A 13,441-nucleotide genomic window follows, 5' to 3' on the forward strand; every position below is an offset into this window, starting at 1 on the left:
CTAAATATCAGGAACGCTGGCTACATTTTTTTCACTGCATCGCAGGTGGTGACCATATTTAAGTGTATCAATGAAACTATCCACCAAATGTGCCGACTGTTCCTGAATATTAAAACTGTCCGGCGAGAATAACCAGTTTTCCATTAATCCCGTCATCAATGACCTCAACATGATGGCTGCACGCCTGAGATCAAGCTCATAAGGTAACTCACCTGATTGGATGCAATCTGACAGCATTTTCTCAATTTTTTGATAGTCAGAAATACATATTTCCCGGATTTCCTCTGCTAATGAAGACATTTCTCCAACGAATTCACATTTGTGGAAAAAAATTTCCAGTAACTGGCGGATTTGAAAATCATCCATCATCATTCTTAACATAGAAATCAATAAAGATCTCAATGCAATAAGTGGATTATTCGGGTATTTTGCTTGATACTCTTTCTCTAGCTCGTCTATTTTTCGCGCTGGCATTTTGCAAACAACAGAAAGTAAATCCGTTTTATTTTTAAAGTGCCAGTAAATTGCTCCACGTGTTACACCAGCCGCAGTGGCGATATCTGACAATGAGGTGGCAGAAACACCACGTTCAGAAAAGACCTTTATCGCGGCTTCAATAATTTGTTGACGGGTTTGTTGTGCTTGCTGTTTAGTTTTTCGTGCCATTTTTGTGCCATAAACTTTATTTTTGACTGAGGCTGATTTACATACATTCATGTATGTTTGTACTATAGCATTCTTAATCAATGAAGTAATGATTTCACTCGTTAGATTAGAGAATCGACATTGAAAAATTGAGGTTTACTTATGCGAAAAAACAGGGGAGTTTTGCCTCTGGCCACATTACTGGTACTTTCAGGCAGTTTCATTCTTTCAGGATGCAATGACAATACACAGCAAGGGACTATTGGCCAGCATGTTCCTGAAGTGGGTATCGTAACGCTGAAAGCAGAACCTCTTACCGTTATCACGGAATTGCCGGGCCGGACATCAGCCTATCGTGTTGCGGAGGTTCGACCCCAGGTCAGCGGTATCATTCTGAAACGTAACTACAAAGAAGGAACTGATATTGCTGCTGGAGAGTCGTTATATCAAATAGATCCGGCAACCTATCAGGCTGAATACAATAAAGCCAAAGCAAATCTGGCCAGAGCACAGGCCAATGCTAACGTTTCTCACTTAACCGTGGAGCGTTATAAGTCTTTGTTAGGTACACAATATGTGAGTAAACAGGAGTTTGATAAAGCAAATTCTGATTATGCACAAGCGAACGCAGATGTTCAGTCCTCCAAGGCTGCGCTGGAAACGGCCAGAATCAATCTGGCGTATACCAAAGTCACCTCCCCTATTTCTGGTCGCGGGGGCAAATCCACCGTCACAGAAGGGGCACTGGTTTCTGCCGGGCAGCCAACAGCATTGACAACCGTTCAGCAGTTAGATCCCATCTACGTTGATATCACCCAATCGAGTGATGACTATCTACGGTTTAAAAATGAAATCGCAAAAGGAACCGTTCACAAAGAGAGCAAGAAAAATAAAATTCGTCTCATTACTGACTCAGGTCAGGAGTACAGCCAAGAAGGGTATCTGGAATTTTCAGACGTGACGGTTGATGAATCAACCGGCTCTATTACTATGCGCGCTGTTTTCCCAAACCCAAATGAAGAATTACTTCCAGGTATGTTTGTCCGTACTAAGTTAGAAGAAGGTGTGCGCCAGAATGCGATCTTAATTCCTCAGCAAGCTGTTACCAGAACACCTCGCGGTCAGGCAACCACACTGATTATCGATAAAGATAACAAAGTAGAATTACGCAATATCAATGCTGCTCAGGCTATCGGTAACAAATGGTTGGTGACGGAAGGTTTGAAAGCTGGCGATAAAGTCATCGTCACAGGGCTACAGAAAATAATGCCGGGGATAACGGTTAAGCCAACGGAAATCGATCTGAACGCCAAACCTACGGCTAATCAAGCAGAGCCTGCAAAAAGCCTCAATAAGGAGTAGGTGATTCATGCCTAAGTTTTTTATCGAACGGCCAATCTTTGCATGGGTAATCGCCATTATCACCATGTTATCTGGCCTACTGGCAATAATGAAATTACCCGTGGAGCAATATCCTGCAATTGCGCCACCGGAGATTTCTATTTCAGCGACTTACCCTGGAGCTGATGCGAATACCGTGCAAAACACGGTAACACAGGTTATTGAACAGAATATGAACGGCATCGATAACCTCGTGTACATGTCTTCCAGCAGCGATTCTGCGGGTCACATGAATATCATGCTGACCTTTGAAGCAAACACAGACCCCGATGTCGCGCAAGTACAGGTTCAGAATAAACTGCAATTGGCGATGCCTTTGTTACCTCAGGAAGTTCAGCAACAAGGTATCAGTGTTGATAAAACCACCAGTACGTTTTTGATGGTCGCAGGTTTCATCTCTGAAGATGGTTCTATGACTCAGGATGACATCGCCGACTATGTTGGTGCCAATGTCAAAGATCCTCTGAGCCGTGTTGCGGGCGTGGGTGAAACAAGCCTGTTTGGTACACAATATGCCATGCGTATCTGGCTCGATCCTGACAAGCTGGTCAATTACAAAATGACCATCAATGATGTTATTAGTGCGATTCAGGCACAGAATAATCAGGTTGCAGCCGGACAATTGGGGGGAACGCCAGCGGTTCCTGGCCAGCGTTTAAATGCTTCAATCATCGCACAAACTCGGCTGAACTCTACGGAAGAGTTCGGCAAAATTTTGCTGCGCATGAATCCCAGTGGTTCACAAATCCGCTTGAGTGATGTTGCAACCATTGAATTAGGTGCTGAAAACTACAGTATTATCGGTCGATTCAATGGCAAACCCTCATCAGGGATCGGGATCAAATTGGCGACCGGTGCCAACGCATTGGATACTTCCAAAGCCGTCAGGAAAGCACTGGCTGAGATGTCACCTTTCTTCCCACATGGGTTGACGGTTGTGTATCCCTATGACACCACTCCATTCGTCAAGATTTCTATTTTCGAAGTCGTAAAAACATTGGCAGAAGCTATCCTGCTAGTGTTTGTCGTCATGTATCTGTTCCTGCAAAATTTCCGTGCCACGTTGATTCCAACGATTGCGGTGCCGGTTGTATTGCTTGGCACATTTGCCATCCTTGCTGCATTTGGCTACTCCATCAATACCTTGACGATGTTTGCCATGGTACTTGCCATCGGCTTGCTCGTGGATGATGCCATTGTTGTGGTGGAAAACGTCGAGCGGGTCATGCAGGAAGAGGGGCTGTCACCGAAAGAAGCCACCAAAAAATCGATGGGACAAATTCAAAGCGCACTGGTCGGTATCGCGCTGGTACTTTCTGCAGTATTTGTACCAATGGCATTCTTCGGGGGAGCGACAGGGGCGATTTACCGTCAGTTCTCAGTCACTATCGTTTCAGCCATGGTGCTATCAGTACTGGTGGCCTTAATTCTGACTCCTGCACTCTGTGCAACCATGCTCAAACCAGTTGCGAAAGGCAGCCATGCAACACATAAAGGTTTCTTTGGCTGGTTTAACCGCATATTTGAAAAATGTACCCATCATTATACCGATAGCATCGGTCGGATGTTGCGTGGCACCGGGCGTTACCTCGTGATTTATATCGTATTGATCGCAGGTATGTCATTGATGTTTAACCGTATTCCCTCATCTTTCCTGCCAGAAGAAGATCAAGGCGTTTTACTGGCAATGGTTCAATTACCACCGGGTTCAACTCAGGAACAAACACAAAAGGTATTGAATCAAATCAATGACTACTTCTATACCGAAGAGAAAGAGGTTGTTAAATCTGTATTTACCGTTAACGGCTTTGGTTTCAGTGGTCAGGGGCAAAATACCGGCCTGGCATTTATCAGCTTAAAGGATTGGGAACAGCGTAAAGACGAAAAAGATAAGGTTCCAGCCATTGTTGGGCGGGCAAACGCCAGTTTCTCCCAAATCAAGGAAGCTATCGTCTTTGCATTTAATATTCCTTCAATTGTAGAGCTGGGTTCTGCCACTGGTTTTGACTTCCAGTTGATTGACAAAGGAAACCTTGGGCATGAAGCGCTGACAGCCGCACGTAACCAGTTACTTGGTATGGTTGCACAGCACCCTGAGATGCTCAGCAGTGTCCGTCCTAATGGGCAGAATGATACGCAGCAATATCGCATCCACATTGATAAGGAAAAAGCGGAAGCACTGGCTGTATCGACCACAAATATCAACTCAACATTGAGTACGATGTTTGGGGGTGCTTATGTCAATGACTTTATCGACCGTGGTCGTGTCAAAAAAGTCTATATTCAAGCTGACGCCCCTTACCGTATGTTGCCGAGCGATATCAGCAACCTGTATGTCCGCAACTACCATAGCCAGATGGTGCCGTTTTCTGCATTCATAGACACATCAAAAGACCCTTGGGTTTATGGTTCACCACGTCTGGAACGCTATAACGGTCTCCCTGCCATGGAGATCGTCGGTGAAGCAGCGCCCAACAAAAGTACCGGTGATGCAATGGCCCTTATGGAGCAGCTCGCATCACAATTACCGCCCGGCATTGGCTATGACTGGACTGGGATGTCGTATCAGGAACGTTTGTCTGGTAACCAGGCTCCTGCTCTATATGCTTTGTCATTGATTGTCGTCTTCCTCTGTCTGGCGGCTCTTTATGAAAGCTGGTCTGTGCCATTCTCGGTGATGCTGGTCGTTCCTCTTGGGGTGATTGGTGCATTGTTGGCCACATCAATGCGCGGTCTGGATAATGACGTTTACTTTAAAGTGGGTCTGTTGACGACCATCGGATTATCCGCGAAAAACGCCATCCTTATCGTAGAATTCGCCAAAGACCAGATAGAGAAAGAAGGAAAAGGATTAATCGAAGCGACCCTAGATGCTGTCAGAATGCGTCTGCGTCCAATCCTGATGACGTCTTTGGCCTTTATGCTGGGGGTTATGCCGCTGGTGTTGAGCAATGGTGCGGGGTCAGGTGCACAAAATGCTGTAGGAACAGGGGTATTGGGTGGCATGATTGCAGCGACATCGCTGGCAATCTATTTCGTCCCGGTATTTTTTGTTGTCATCAAGCGCCGATTCACAAAGAAAAGTGAGGAGATAGAACACATCTCATCCCATCACTAAACCCAACGATATAAAAGGCCACGCACGTAAGTGGCCTTTTAACCTACGCTGAATCACTTCAAACAATAAACTAACCCTATTTGCGTTAAAATCCCTTATAATCCAGATAAAATAAACACTTATGGAAGACAAGTTTTGTTTAAAACCAGCATCTTTTTGTTTTTTATAAATATTTTATTTTTTATAATAAATAGAAGATAAATTGATAACTTTGCCTGTTTTTCTTCTGATATCATCTTTAATGGTAAAAAGTGTTCCATCTCGATGGTGACATATGTAATAATGACGTTGTATTGCTTTTGAAAATCGCAACACAATCGCCTATAATGACTTCTGTGCTATTGCTACAGCATCTACTGTATTAGTATATTTCAATATATTTAACAGCATATGTAGATATGGCTATCCTTGATAGTAGACTGTTAGGTTTTCGCCAGAAATCAGGCTTTGCCAGAACTAAGCATTTTTGCGACAATTAAGCGTGAATTAGCCTTCTTTAAAAAGCCCTGTTGGTAGATGTGCAAAATAAAACTTTAATATTAATAAATAATAATCATGTTTTGATAGGCTCTATTCTAAAAGAATGGCTATAATAATTAACATGTATAAGCCTTAGTTCAAATAAGCCGCGAGTCGTTTACGGAGGTGATTATGGATGAATATTCACCAAGAAAACATGATATAGCTGAATTAAAATACTTATGTGAAAATTTAATTCACGAGGCACTTTCAGTCCTGAATCGCGCTGATAATCATTGGATTCACGATCTGAGTTCCGAAAAAAGCTTAAAACTAAACGAATTGATCGAACACATTGCAGCTTTCGTCTGGGGCTTCAAAATTAAATACTCAGATAACTATGATCTTAGTGCCTTAATTGATGAGTATCTCGATGAAACATATAATTTATTTGGGAGCGATAAGATAAGCTTTCTTGAACTTACAAAATGGCAAAGAACAAACGAACACTTAACTAACATTCTGTTACATGATTTGAATACTTCTTTAAGTAAAACCTAATAAATATATTTCTACCTATTTTTTATACCAAATAAGATAAGGCCACCATGACTAAAATTGACTATCTGATGCGTTTGAGAAAATGCACTTCTATTGAAACCCTGGAACGTGTAATTGAAAAAAATAAATATGAGCTTTCGGATGATGAACTTGAGTTGTTCTACTCCGCTGCTGACCACCGTTTAGCTGAACTTACCATGAATAAACTCTATGATAAGATCCCATCGTCTGTTTGGAAATTTGTCCGCTAAACTGAAGTGATCAGATAGGAAGTGACCGAAGCCGGTAGCGATTATCGGCTGACTAGGTAAGCCATTGATGAGGTTGAAAATTGGTGAGGGCCCTGTCAGCGACATCCCGGCACACACATCCCTTGCTATGGCTGCTTCTTTCCAGACCTGACCAAGTTAACAAGTTAGCATTGCGGGAGAACCAACAGAGCCCTCATTGATGTTAGCTTCACATTGCGAAGCGGTCGACATTATCTTTCATACATCATGAAATAGCAAGACAACTTTATTTGAATGCTGATTTATTGCCCACTAAGGTGCAAAAACCACCAAATTGGCATTCATGATACACTAGCGATAAACAGATAAAGATAAAATAATATACAAATATATTAAGTAACACCAATAAACCACTTTCCTGCCATACAAAAATTCAATGAGTTGAAAATATCAAATTAACTAAAATACAAACACGTCTTTTTTCATCACAAAAAACAAAATAGCTATACAAATCAACAAATAAACGAAAAAACAATATCATTCGCATTATTTGACAAGCATAGATAAAATTAATAGTGATAATTCATCTCCAAAATAAAAAACATAATCATAAATTTTATTTACAGTTTTATCCGCTTATTTTCAAGCAATTGAAAACCTATTATCAGTCATCATTGTTTTATCCATTTTTAACGCTCTTAAAAAACAAAGGCATGTTATGAGCCAGGCATTACAAAATTTAATTAACTTAATACATCTGGAAAAGATAGAAGAGGGAATTTATCGTGGGCAGAGCGAGGATTTAGGATTCCCTCAAGTTTTTGGCGGGCAAGTGATAGGTCAGGCTCTATATGCAGCAAAACAAACCGTTGCCAATGATAGAATGATTCACTCTTTCCATAGCTATTTTCTACGCCCGGGTGACAGCAGTAAACCCATTGTTTATGACGTTGAAATATTGCGTGACGGGAAAAGTTTTAGTGCCCGCCGTGTCAGTGCAATACAACATGGTCAGCCTATTTTCTATATGACGGCCTCTTTTCAAGGTCACGAAGAAAGTTTCGAGCATCAAAATACCATGCCTGTTGTTCCCCCTCCAGAAGAGTTGGAATCCCAAGAGGAAATGGTCAAAAAAATGGCTGACTCACTCCCCGCCAAACTCAAGGATGCTTTTTCTACCCCACCTCTGGAAATGAAACTCGTTAAACCCCACGATTTACCTGATCATTCATCCAAAACCCCGGTTCGTTATGTTTGGTTCCGCAGCAATGGAAAAATGCCGGAAGATCCATTCATTCATAGCTGCTTACTGGGGTATGCCTCAGATTTCAATTTCCTCCCGACGTCATTACAGCCCCATGGCGTAGGATTTATGGAACGTAATATGCAAGTAGCCACAATTGACCATTCAATGTGGTATCACCGCCCTTTCAGCATGAACGATTGGCTGCTCTATGCCATCGAAAGCCCATCAGCTTCAGGAGCTCGTGGTTTTGTGCGTGGTCATATCTATGATCGTAAAGGTGTACTCATCGCTTCGGCAGTGCAGGAAGGCGTCATCAGAAAGCTGTAATGAATTGAATACACACTGTGTACCGTATATATCATCGGTATTGGGTATTGTCCCGTTGTTAATTTCCTATTGCGATTTTCGTATTATTACGGCACACAGTGTTCAAGGAAGAAAAATCTAATCAGTTATAGGCGCTTTCACCATGTGATGTAATGTCCAATCCTTCTCTTTCTGATTCAACACTAATGCGTAACCCAACCAGTTTATCAGCCACCTTAAATGAGATATAAGCTGCTATCGATGACCACACAATACAGACCAATATACTGATACTCTGAATGCCAAGCTGCCTTAGCATGGTCATTCCTTCAGAGAATCCTATTCCACCTAAAGTGGACGCAGTAAAAATCCCGGTCAGCAAACAACCTACAATGCCACATACGCCATGTACCCCAAAAACATCACAGACATCATCTACACGTAACCACCGTTTCAGTATGACCACACCCCACAAACCGGCAACGCCTCCAATCACTCCCATAACCAACGCACCGCCGATCCCCACCGTTGCCGCAGCAGGCGTAATGACGACCAAACCAGAAATACATCCAGAACATGCTCCCAATAGCGAAGGCTTTTGACGAAATAACCACTCAGAAATCACCCATGACAATACGGCTCCGGCTGTTGCTATCACAGTATTCACCAGAGCCAGGGCTGAAATGGCATTGACTGCACCAGCAGACCCCACATTAAAACCAAACCAACCAATATAAAGAATCGCCGTTCCAATAAAAGTCATTGGCAAGTTATGGGGTTTAAACGCCTCTCGCCCAAATCCTGAACGCTTTCCAAGTAAGTAAGCACCGACCAACCCTGCCGCCGCCGCATTAATGTGGACAACCGTTCCACCCGCAAAATCCAAAGCGCCATCTTCAGCAAGCCAGCCTCCTCCCCATATCATATGCGCGATAGGGATATACGACGCCGTTAGCCATAACACGCTAAAAATCAATAACGCTGAAAAACGAATTCTCTCGCACAAAGCGCCCACGACTAAGGCAACCGTGATACAAGCAAATGCACCTTGGAAAACAACATGTATCAACTGATAGAACCCACCAGTCAGATCGGTTATGGATATATTTTTCAGCATAACCTGATCTAACCCACCCCAAAAACGGTTACCTACCTCAAAAGTCATGCTGTAACCATAAATAACCCAAAGTACACACACCAATGAAAAACTAACAATCACCTGTGACATCAATGACAAAACATTTTTACGGCGTAATAGCCCTCCATAAAACAAAGCGATGCCGGGTATGGTCATAAAAAGTACCAGTACGGTATTGATAAACATAAATACCGTATCAGCTTTATCCAGCGTTTTTTCCGCAGCAAAAGCGAATGAGGGAAAACAGACTGCGAGACTCACTATGGAGAAGCGTTTTTTGTTCATTGTTCACCTCCTATTTATAGTGCTGAGTCATTGAGTTCACCCGTCCTGATACGGACGGCATGCTGTAATTCAAAGATAAAAATTTTCCCGTCCCCCATTTTCCCCGTGAATGCAGCATGTTGAATAACATGGACAATCTCTTCAACTTGCTCATCGTTAACGGCAATATCAATTTTAACTTTGGGCAAGAAATTAACGTTATATTCAGCCCCTCGATAAAGCTCAGAATGACCCTTTTGACGTCCAAATCCTTTTACTTCCGTGATTGTCATACCTTGCACACCTATATCAGCGAGTGCTTCCCTCACTTCTTCCAATTTAAACGGCTTTATGATGGTGGTGATTAGTTTCATGCTTCCCCCACTTATGGCTGTGTATTTGCTGTATCTGCTGTGTTTGCACAAGGGAATATTTGCAAGGGACATGCCAAAAATTAAAAAGGATATTTAATCAATGAATTACTGAAAGGAATTTCTAAAGGGGGATAAAAAGAGGGGAGCAGCAAACACATCCACTCCCCATCTGCACACTAAATGTGCACAGATTCATTCAAAGTCTCACCAACCTGTTGGAGTTGATACATTTGATAATAGCGCCCACGCTGCGCCAGTAGCTGTTGGTGCTGACCCTGCTCAACAATTGCACCACGATGCAGCACTAATATGGAATCAGCTTCAACAATGGTTGAAAGACGGTGAGCAATCACCACCAACGTCGTCTGTTTACGGATCATTGCCAGCGCTTTTTGCACGGATTGTTCCGTTCCCGAATCAATATTTGCCGTTGCTTCATCCAAAATAAGGATTTGTGGCGTTTGCACCAAGACCCTGGCCATTGCCAAAAGCTGCTTTTGCCCTGCGGAAAGCGTATTGCCTTGTTCTCCCAATACTGAATTCAAACCATCGGGTAAATTATGAATAAATTCAGATAATTGAACCATTTCCAGCACTTCCCATACTTTTTCTTCACTAATATCCCGTCCTAACGTGATGTTGTATAAAAATGAAGCAGCCAAAACCACAGGGTCTTGCTGTACCATTGCTACACCATTACGTAATACTGCATGAGAAAGTGAAGAAACTGGGCGCCCATCAAGGTAAATTTCACCGTCCTGCCACGGATAGTAGCCCATAATCAAATTTGCCAAGGTACTCTTGCCACTTCCAGTATGTCCAACCAAAGCCATAAATCCATGGGAAGGTACATGCAGGTTAATATCACTCAAAACCAGTTTGTCGCTTCGATAGGCAAAATTCAGGTTCTCAATATCAATCCTGCCACTGGCCAACGCTTCCAAATCATCGCCATATTGTTGTTGAGGACTATCCATGAGTTCAAAAACCCGCTCTCCTGAAACGACCGCCTGCTGTAATACGGATTGTTGCGCAGTCAGCTCAATCAAAGGTTCATTCAATCGACCAAGATAGTTGATAAAGGCATACAGTACACCTACTCCAATGATTTCTGCTCCTTTGAGTCCGAACAGCAAGAGTAAACCACACAATATTGCGGTAGAAAAAAAACTCAATAATGGTCTCAATAAGATGCCATCTAGCCGTAAAGCCTGCATACGGGCTTGATAATGTGCCCGGTTGGTCGCCAGCATTTTTTCACCAAAACGAGCCTGCTGGCGAAACTGCTGAATCACGGTCATTCCATTAATGGCTTCATTAAACCCATCATTAATGTCGGCCAAATAGCCACGAACCCGCCTAACAATTGGAGTACTGAAGCGCTGATAAATAAACATTACCAGCAATACCGCAGGAAACATGAGGATCGCAACACATGCCATGCGCCAATCCAGAATAAACATCGCGATTAGCATAGCGCCAATTAATGCAATGCTGCGGAACACAGTAGGGATCACATTGACAAAGAGATCCTTAATAACTTCAGTATCATTCGTTACACGGGATATCAATTGACCAACCGGTTGATTATCAAAAGCACTTAAGGGCTGACGTAATGCTGAATTCATAACATCAGTGCGAAGTTGTTGTACCACTCCCACTGATGCCTGATTAAAAAACAAACTCTGATAATAGTGCAAAGCAGCCGCAACAAGCTGCAAAACTAGAAATATGGCAGCAAGACTAATGACGGTATCAAGCGGTAAGTTCCCAGTTGCGACCATATTATCGATAAAATAGCTCACGAGCAGAGGCCCACTCACTTCCGCCAATGCTGCAACCCATGACATCAATACCGCAATTATCATTGGCTTGCGGTAATTTTTACTGTAAGAAAGCAGGCGCTTCAATGATGGCCATAGCTTGCGCATATGAGTATTAGTCATTTTCCCCATCCAATGCGGCTTCTAATTGTTGGTAATGGTACATATCGAAATACCAACCGGATTGAGCGATAAGCTGTTTATGCTGACCTTTCTGCGCAATCGTGCCATGTTGCATAACCAGAATGTTATCGGCTTCCGTTAATGCGGACAGTCGATGTGCACTGATAATAATGGTGCGACTCTGCCGCCATTGGCTGAGGTTTTTCATAATCTGATATTCGGTCTGCCCGTCAACCGCTGACAGGGCATCGTCAAGGATCAAAATTTCAGTATCCAACAATAAGGCCCTTGCGATAGATATACGCTGCTTTTGCCCACCGGAAAGCATCACCCCCCGTTCTCCAACTTCGGTTTGATAACCTTGGGGCAATCGCAGAATATCGTCATGGACATTTGCCAGACGAGCGACCCCTTCTATTTGCTCTTGGGTTGCATCAGGCCGCCCTAACGCAATATTGCCCGCAACCGTATCTGAAAACAGAAAAGGTGTCTGATTGACAATAGCCAATCGTGAACGCCATTCTTCCACGTTGAGGGAGGAAATATTCTGAGACTGGAAAAGAATTTCTCCGTTGGTGACATCAAAGTGCCGCTGTAACAAAGCCAGCAAAGTACTTTTTCCTGCACCCGTTGGGCCACACAATCCTAATAGTTGCCCCGGTTCCAGCCGGAAATGAATATCATTTAAAACAGGCTTATCATTTTTGGGATAAATAAAAGCGTTAATATTTACCTGCAGGGTTCCCCGGTTTGGCGATAAAGACAACGATCCATCTTCAATTACCAATGGCTCCTGTAACAAGCTGCGAATACGTGTATACGCGGCACTTCCCCTTTCAACAATGTTGAACATCCATGCTAATGCCAGCATTGGCCAGATCATCAATCCCAGATACATAACAAAACTGGTCAGTTCACCCAAGGTCATGGAGCCATGCACAACCATCCAGCTTCCTCCCCCCACAGCCAAGAGGTTTGCAACAGCAATAGCGATGAAAATCGTAGGGTCAAAACGTGCATCGACACGGGCAACATGCATATTTTTACGCCCGGCATCAATGGCAACTTCTTCAAACTGGTTAGACTGCAACTTTTCCAGGCCAAACGCTTTTATCATACGAATGCTGGTCAAACTTTCCTGTGCGTGGTTATTCAGGGCAGAAAATGCCCCCTGAGCAGACTTAAAACGATGGTGAAGCTGATTACCATAATGCTTAATCGCAAACGCCATGATAGGCATGGGAAGCAGTGATAACAATGTTAACTGCCAGCTAATTTGCACACTCATTACGATGAGGACGGCACATCCCATGACCAAAGCATCAACTAAAGTAAGTACTCCCTCACCCGCCGCAAAAACAACCCGATCAACATCATTTGTTGCGCGAGCCATAAGGTCGCCGGTTCTATGACGCAAATAAAATTCAGGATTCTGACTACTCAGTCTCAGATAGAAATCACTGCGCATTTTAACCGCCAGCCGATAAGAGGCACCGAACAGCCAAACACGCCAAACATATCGCAATCCATATATTGCTAACGCGATAAGCAGCATTAACCCTAACCAAGTTAATAGCTGGCTGGATGACATCGTTTTTGCACTAATGCCATCAACAATAATTCCAACCAATCGAGGAGGGATCAGTTGCAGCACCGCAATCATAATGAGAAAAATGACAGCACCTGAGTAACGCCGCCATTCACTAATAAAATACCAGCTTAATTGTGAAAATAATCTCACACACCTATTTCC

The 13,441-nt window shown here is 43.2% G+C and carries 10 protein-coding genes and 1 other RNA gene; 5 read left to right on the top strand and 6 right to left on the bottom strand.

Annotation, left to right across the window (positions count from 1 at the left end):
* Positions 1 to 666 (bottom strand): multidrug efflux transporter transcriptional repressor AcrR, encoded by a 666-nt coding sequence (gene acrR, locus Xbed_RS02615; RefSeq protein WP_139837446.1) that lies wholly within the window; start codon positions 664 to 666, stop codon positions 1 to 3.
* Between the two features lie 141 nt (positions 667 to 807).
* Between acrR and Xbed_RS02620 the strand changes: the two genes are divergently transcribed.
* The 4 genes from Xbed_RS02620 to Xbed_RS02635 all read left to right on the top strand — a co-directional run bounded on the left by Xbed_RS02620 (position 808) and on the right by Xbed_RS02635 (position 6,435).
* A complete protein-coding gene (locus tag Xbed_RS02620; RefSeq protein ID WP_086111400.1) occupies positions 808 to 2,007 on the top strand; it encodes an efflux RND transporter periplasmic adaptor subunit in 1,200 nt (399 codons plus the stop codon).
* Positions 2,008 to 2,014: 7 nt separating this feature from the next.
* Positions 2,015 to 5,164: an efflux RND transporter permease subunit gene (locus Xbed_RS02625; protein WP_086111401.1), complete on the top strand. Its 3,150-nt coding sequence runs from the start codon at positions 2,015 to 2,017 to the stop codon at positions 5,162 to 5,164.
* 651 nt (positions 5,165 to 5,815) lie between these two features.
* A complete protein-coding gene (gene tomB / locus Xbed_RS02630; RefSeq protein WP_086111402.1) occupies positions 5,816 to 6,184 on the top strand; it encodes an Hha toxicity modulator TomB in 369 nt (122 codons plus the stop codon).
* 47 nt (positions 6,185 to 6,231) lie between these two features.
* A complete protein-coding gene (locus Xbed_RS02635) occupies positions 6,232 to 6,435 on the top strand; it encodes an HHA domain-containing protein (RefSeq protein WP_038238384.1) in 204 nt (67 codons plus the stop codon).
* A 90-nt stretch (positions 6,436 to 6,525) separates the two neighbouring features.
* Here Xbed_RS02635 and ffs read toward each other — a convergent pair.
* Positions 6,526 to 6,622: signal recognition particle sRNA small type (gene ffs, locus Xbed_RS02640), an RNA gene on the bottom strand.
* A gap of 510 nt (positions 6,623 to 7,132) precedes the next feature.
* On the opposite strand from ffs, the gene tesB reads away from it, so the two are divergent.
* Positions 7,133 to 7,987: an acyl-CoA thioesterase II gene (gene tesB / locus Xbed_RS02645; RefSeq protein WP_086111403.1), complete on the top strand. Its 855-nt coding sequence runs from the start codon at positions 7,133 to 7,135 to the stop codon at positions 7,985 to 7,987.
* Positions 7,988 to 8,108: 121 nt separating this feature from the next.
* On the opposite strand, the gene amtB is transcribed toward tesB, so the two are convergent.
* The 4 genes from amtB to Xbed_RS02665 all read right to left on the bottom strand — a co-directional run bounded on the left by amtB (position 8,109) and on the right by Xbed_RS02665 (position 13,429).
* Positions 8,109 to 9,389: an ammonium transporter AmtB gene (gene amtB / locus Xbed_RS02650; RefSeq protein WP_086111404.1), complete on the bottom strand. Its 1,281-nt coding sequence runs from the start codon at positions 9,387 to 9,389 to the stop codon at positions 8,109 to 8,111.
* A 14-nt stretch (positions 9,390 to 9,403) separates the two neighbouring features.
* On the bottom strand, positions 9,404 to 9,742 hold the full coding sequence (gene glnK, locus Xbed_RS02655) for a P-II family nitrogen regulator (protein ID WP_086111405.1): 339 nt from the start codon (positions 9,740 to 9,742) through the stop codon (positions 9,404 to 9,406).
* A gap of 176 nt (positions 9,743 to 9,918) precedes the next feature.
* Positions 9,919 to 11,697 carry a SmdB family multidrug efflux ABC transporter permease/ATP-binding protein gene (locus Xbed_RS02660; RefSeq protein WP_086111406.1) on the bottom strand — a complete coding sequence of 593 codons (1,779 nt, stop codon included), beginning with the start codon at positions 11,695 to 11,697 and terminating at the stop codon, positions 9,919 to 9,921.
* Positions 11,681 to 13,429 (bottom strand): SmdA family multidrug ABC transporter permease/ATP-binding protein, encoded by a 1,749-nt coding sequence (locus tag Xbed_RS02665; RefSeq protein WP_086111407.1) that lies wholly within the window; start codon positions 13,427 to 13,429, stop codon positions 11,681 to 11,683. The genes Xbed_RS02660 and Xbed_RS02665 overlap by 17 nt, the downstream gene beginning before the upstream one ends.
* Between the last annotated feature and the right edge of the window lie 12 nt (positions 13,430 to 13,441).

The organism is Xenorhabdus beddingii (assembly GCF_002127545.1).
GTDB classification, from domain to species: Bacteria; Pseudomonadota; Gammaproteobacteria; order Enterobacterales; family Enterobacteriaceae; genus Xenorhabdus; species Xenorhabdus beddingii.

What these genes read in the sequence shown, in the direction of transcription:
- tomB (WP_086111402.1), top strand. Translation starts at nt 5,816, where the DNA reads ATGGATGAATATTCACCAAGAAAACATGATATAGCTGAATTAAAATAC.
- Xbed_RS02660 (WP_086111406.1), bottom strand. Translation starts at nt 11,697, where the DNA reads ATGGGGAAAATGACTAATACTCATATGCGCAAGCTATGGCCATCATTG.
- tesB (WP_086111403.1), top strand. Translation starts at nt 7,133, where the DNA reads ATGAGCCAGGCATTACAAAATTTAATTAACTTAATACATCTGGAAAAG.
- Xbed_RS02625 (WP_086111401.1), top strand. Translation starts at nt 2,015, where the DNA reads ATGCCTAAGTTTTTTATCGAACGGCCAATCTTTGCATGGGTAATCGCC.
- Xbed_RS02635 (WP_038238384.1), top strand. Translation starts at nt 6,232, where the DNA reads ATGACTAAAATTGACTATCTGATGCGTTTGAGAAAATGCACTTCTATT.
- amtB (WP_086111404.1), bottom strand. Translation starts at nt 9,389, where the DNA reads ATGAACAAAAAACGCTTCTCCATAGTGAGTCTCGCAGTCTGTTTTCCC.
- Xbed_RS02620 (WP_086111400.1), top strand. Translation starts at nt 808, where the DNA reads ATGCGAAAAAACAGGGGAGTTTTGCCTCTGGCCACATTACTGGTACTT.
- glnK (WP_086111405.1), bottom strand. Translation starts at nt 9,742, where the DNA reads ATGAAACTAATCACCACCATCATAAAGCCGTTTAAATTGGAAGAAGTG.
- acrR (WP_139837446.1), bottom strand. Translation starts at nt 666, where the DNA reads ATGGCACGAAAAACTAAACAGCAAGCACAACAAACCCGTCAACAAATT.